This window comes from Empedobacter sp. UBA5528 (genome assembly GCF_002426075.1).
Taxonomy (GTDB): Bacteria; Bacteroidota; Bacteroidia; order Flavobacteriales; family Weeksellaceae; genus Empedobacter; species Empedobacter falsenii_B.
Map to the genome: position 1 here is coordinate 9,005 of NZ_DINY01000034.1, position 4,231 is coordinate 13,235.

6 protein-coding genes are annotated in these 4,231 nt (G+C 28.1%); 2 read left to right on the plus strand and 4 right to left on the minus strand.

The window, feature by feature from the left end:
* Nucleotides 1–236: 236 nt before the first annotated feature.
* Both B4L98_RS14695 and B4L98_RS08000 read left to right on the plus strand, forming a co-directional pair.
* Nucleotides 237–1,073, plus strand: coding sequence for an RHS repeat-associated core domain-containing protein (locus B4L98_RS14695; RefSeq protein WP_312067310.1), 837 nt, complete (start codon nt 237–239; stop codon nt 1,071–1,073).
* Nucleotides 1,074–1,082: 9 nt separating this feature from the next.
* Complete coding sequence (locus B4L98_RS08000; RefSeq protein ID WP_280052132.1) at nt 1,083–1,448, plus strand: hypothetical protein; 366 nt, start codon at nt 1,083–1,085, stop codon at nt 1,446–1,448.
* A gap of 520 nt (nt 1,449–1,968) precedes the next feature.
* On the opposite strand, the gene B4L98_RS08005 is transcribed toward B4L98_RS08000, so the two are convergent.
* The 4 genes from B4L98_RS08005 to B4L98_RS08015 all read right to left on the minus strand — a co-directional run bounded on the left by B4L98_RS08005 (nt 1,969) and on the right by B4L98_RS08015 (nt 4,119).
* Nucleotides 1,969–2,436 (minus strand): hypothetical protein, encoded by a 468-nt coding sequence (locus B4L98_RS08005; protein WP_291077945.1) that lies wholly within the window; start codon nt 2,434–2,436, stop codon nt 1,969–1,971.
* A complete protein-coding gene (locus B4L98_RS08010) occupies nt 2,406–2,831 on the minus strand; it encodes a hypothetical protein (protein ID WP_291077947.1) in 426 nt (141 codons plus the stop codon). Before B4L98_RS08010 ends, B4L98_RS08005 begins: the two co-directional genes overlap by 31 nt.
* 38 nt (nt 2,832–2,869) lie before the next feature.
* The gene (locus B4L98_RS14700; protein WP_353655966.1) at nt 2,870–3,013 is read right to left on the minus strand and encodes a helix-turn-helix transcriptional regulator; all 144 of its coding nucleotides are present in this window, start codon (nt 3,011–3,013) and stop codon (nt 2,870–2,872) included.
* Nucleotides 3,014–3,153: 140 nt separating this feature from the next.
* Entirely contained in the window at nt 3,154–4,119 is a 966-nt protein-coding gene (locus B4L98_RS08015) for a hypothetical protein (RefSeq protein WP_286496293.1), read from the minus strand.
* Nucleotides 4,120–4,231 lie beyond the last annotated feature (112 nt).

Here is a 4,231-nt window from a genome sequence, read left to right on the forward strand (position 1 = left end):
TTGCCTTTTGTTATTTTATAAAGTAGCTAGATTTTTAACGTATAATTTTTTAAATTTATCGACATAAGTTCTTTGAGTTTGTTTTAGAAGAAAACAATTATTATCCATTTGGGTTAAAACATAGTGGATACAACAATACCAATCTTGCAAATGCTAACTATAAGTACAAATACAATGATTATGGAGAAAAAAGTTTTGAGTAAACTTTTGACGAACATAGCGCACGAAGTGCTGAACTGCAAGAGGAATTAAGCTTAAATTTATACGATTACGGAGCGCGTAATTACGAACCTGCGATTGGACGTTGGATGAATATAGATCCGTTGGCGGAGAAAATGAGACGTCACTCGTCTTACAACTACGCTTTTAATAATCCTGTATTCTTTATAGATCCTGATGGGATGATGGCGGAACCGCCAACAGGATGGGCAAGCGATTGGGAAGATGAAACAGGAAAGTACGTATATAATGAACAAAATCAATTACATAGTCGTTATGTTAACGGGGAGTTTGAAGGTTTTTATGACTCTGGAGAAATAAGTCTAGAAACAGCGGTAGTATCGGCAAAAACTGAAGGCTTTACAGCTTCAGCTTTAAGAGCATATGACAAAAGTTATAATCCTGATTATAGTCCGTATAATCCTGACGCTGTTACTATGGGAACAGGAATAACTATTACTGGGAATAAAGGGACTAGTTATACATTTGAAGCTGGAGTTATTTTTGCTCCTGGCGATATAGGATTATATTTTAATTCTGGAATGGGAGTTGGGACAACACCTGGAATAGGCGTTCCTGGTTTAAATGTAGGGTTTCATGATCGAAGAGAAAATAATATAGAAAGAGATATGCTTAAAAATATAGCTGGTACTTCTGCTTCTGCAACTATTGATGGCTCAATTATGGGATACACTATTGGTCACAGTTTAAATGAAAAAGGTGGTATAGATAATAAAGGAACTATAAGTAACACATTAACATTAGGAGACGGTAAATTTTTAGGTATTGGAGCAGGAGCCTCTGTATCTAAATCTTACACATTTTCTATAATAACAGGTAAAGTATATAATTAAACTTTGATTATGAGAAACCTTATTATTTTTACTCTATTTTTTTTTCTTAATTCATGTAAAATTGATTTTACCAATGGACAAGAACAATACGAATTAGATTATTCAGTAAACATTATTTCGAATAAAAGTTATAAAGAAGATAGAATTAAATCAGCTTTTTTCACAATTATCGGAAAAAATCCCGATACAAATAAAATTGATACGTTTGAGGATGGCAGATGGTTTTCTAACGTAAGTGATTCTATTGAAAAAGGTGATACTCTTTATAAAGTAAAAGGAGCGAATTTTTTTTTAATAAAAAAGAAAAATAATATTTTAAAAATAAATTCTAAAATTAATACAAATGGAGAAATGATAGAAGTTTTAAAAAGATAGAATCAAGGATATTATTTAAAAATGGGTAGTGTATAAAAAGTGTTGTTATTTCATAATACATTAATTACAAATAAAAATTCACAATAAAGTAAAAGGCAAACGTTAGTTTGCCTTTTGTTATTTTATAAAATAACATCAAATTATATCGTTTAACGCAAAAAATAACATCTAAATAAAGTTGTGTTTTTACTTATCTTCTTCGATAATCCTTCGACCGTTGTTCGATAAAACATACTTTTTCTCGAACCATTGTCGAAGGATACTCGAACAAACCCCGAAGAAATAGGCTATTTTGTCCTTCAAAAAAATAGACGATAAAATAAGAGGTATACCTTGTTGTGAAAAAATAAACTACCTCACTAAAATCGTTTTTAAAAGAGGTTATATATTTTACTTGTATCCAAAATATCAAGATGTGCAACAGTTAAGGTTGTTATCAGCTGGTGTTCGTTCTTTAGTGTTTGTAAAACTATATTGAGCTTTAGTTTTCTATTTATTAAGTAATTGATTTTTTAGCTTATTATTGAGGTTTGTTGTTTGTTAATTGATAGATTGCAGCTTTCAAAACTTGCCAACAAATTCTTGCTGTATGTTCGTCAGGATTAAATCTTGAATTAACTTGTTCGTAAGGATGAATATAATTTCTAAAGTCTCGCAAGGAATGACTGAATTTCTTTACATCTTCTTTTAAAATGCCAATGTCATGTGCTGTGTCAATAAAATTGTTTAGTGTCCATTCGTGATATGGCTTTACTTTCCCGCTTTGATCTTTAGGTGAAGTTTTCGATTGATTAAATTCTTTCGGATATTTTGATGCAATTCCTAAGAGTATTCCTTCAAGTGAACTTCCTGAAAGGAAAATCACAGACATTGGTGCTTTTACATTTAAACATTTCTTTATTTCGTTAAATCTGATATTCAACGTTTCTGTGATGATGTTGTCAAGTCCCAATTTGTCTAAAGAAATATTGCTAAACTCTTTTTGCAAAAATCATCTTCTTTTACGTCAACCTTTTCTTCAAATATTATTTTGCCAGCTTTGGCAAATGTTATCTCAGTTTCCTTTCTAAGAACCTGCCAACCGTCAAAAGCTAGATATTGATTGAAGTCTGCAATTGACTTGTCCAATTCTCCAAACCTTCCAATAAAATTGACTGGTGCAAAAAGTTTTCGAATACATTTATCTAACTCTGGTGTTCCGTTAATTTTAGATAGTTTTGCGTCTGTATAAATCCATCTTGAAGGAAAACCTTCATCTCTGTTGTAACTATCGTTTTCTCCTAAACTATTAAAGAATTCAACAAGTTTAGGTCCTGAGCGATATTCAGTTTCCTCGTTGATTAAATTTCTTAATTTCTCTAATGTCTTTTGTTGCAGTTGCATAATCTTATTACAATTTTGTTCTTAGTTTTACCATTTCTTCAACGATTTGATTCATTATTATATTTATTAAAATCAAAATCTAAAAGAATTTTGGGATGAACATTTAAAGCTTTAGCTATTCGGATTAAATTACGTATAGTTAAGTTTCCTTTTTCATACTTATTAATATCGCTTGAATCAATTCCGCTTAAGTATTCTAAATAATCTAAAGTTTGATTTTTTTTTCTCTAAGATATGAAATTTGATTTCCTATTTCAATTAAAAACTCATATGTTATATCCATTTCTACAGTATTTCAAAGCAAATTATAATAGTTTATAATTTATAAATCTTCTATTATTACTTCCTTTTTTCCAGAAATATATTTCCATACATTTAATAAGTCATATGAAGTAACTTTGATATTACCATTAGCATCGTACTTACGTTTAATTTCTAAGTTACATATGAATTTTGACCCTTTCTTAAATTTGATTCTTCCAGACTGAACTTCTGATTTAAAAATATTTGATTTCATATTAATTGTAATATCTTCTCCATTAAGCTTTCCTTTCCATTTATAAGGTTTATCCTTATCTAACACAGGAGAAATAATTTCGATCTCAGCTTGTTTATCTATTATAGAATTTAATTCCGGTGTATCTACAATAAAGTTTTTGAATAACTCTTTTTTAACTATTTGTTCTTCATTGTTTGATTCATTATTAATAAAATTATTAAAACCTATTTTTTTAACTTTTTTGATTTTGTTTACTTCCTTGTAAAAGTTTGATCTTGAGGTAATAATTTTTAAATTATCTTGTAAATTATTTGACTTTTCTTCAATCTTTTTTGTGTTTAATAGTAAATCTTCTTTTCTTTTTTCTAATTCTAGTTTTTTATTTTCTACGTCAATATTTTTCTCTTCTAGTTCTAATTTTTTTATTTCAAAATCAATTTGATCACTCTCTTTCTCAATTTTAGTTTTGAAAAAATTATCAAATAATTTTTTTGCAGGATTAGCTAATAAAAAACTTGCACATCCTGTTAAAGTTTCAGATAAATATGGAAATGCTTTAAGAGATTCTTCAATAACAGTGATATAAGTTTCAAATCCTCCTTCTTTTGCAGGTTCTATTTCAATTTTATGTATTATTTTAAAAGTACTTGATATTGTCTTAATAATATCTAATACATTTTTTAAGTTAGAAAGATATACTTCAGCATCAATACTATGTGATCCATCCGAAAAATAATAATGAATTTCTAATTTAGTTTTCTTATTTTCAGTAGTGTTATTAATAATCATAATAATTTATTCAAGTGTTTCTTATAATTCCTATTTTCTTAAAATTAAATTAGTAAAGAGAGAAATAATTTTATTAAAGGTTATTAACTCTGTAATCTTCCCTAAAAAACGG

Bases quoted from the DNA above. Each gene is read 5' to 3' on its own strand.
- B4L98_RS08000 (WP_280052132.1), top strand. From the start codon at position 1,083: ATGAGAAACCTTATTATTTTTACTCTATTTTTTTTTCTTAATTCATGT.
- B4L98_RS08010 (WP_291077947.1), bottom strand. From the start codon at position 2,831: ATGCAACTGCAACAAAAGACATTAGAGAAATTAAGAAATTTAATCAAC.
- B4L98_RS08015 (WP_286496293.1), bottom strand. From the start codon at position 4,119: ATGATTATTAATAACACTACTGAAAATAAGAAAACTAAATTAGAAATT.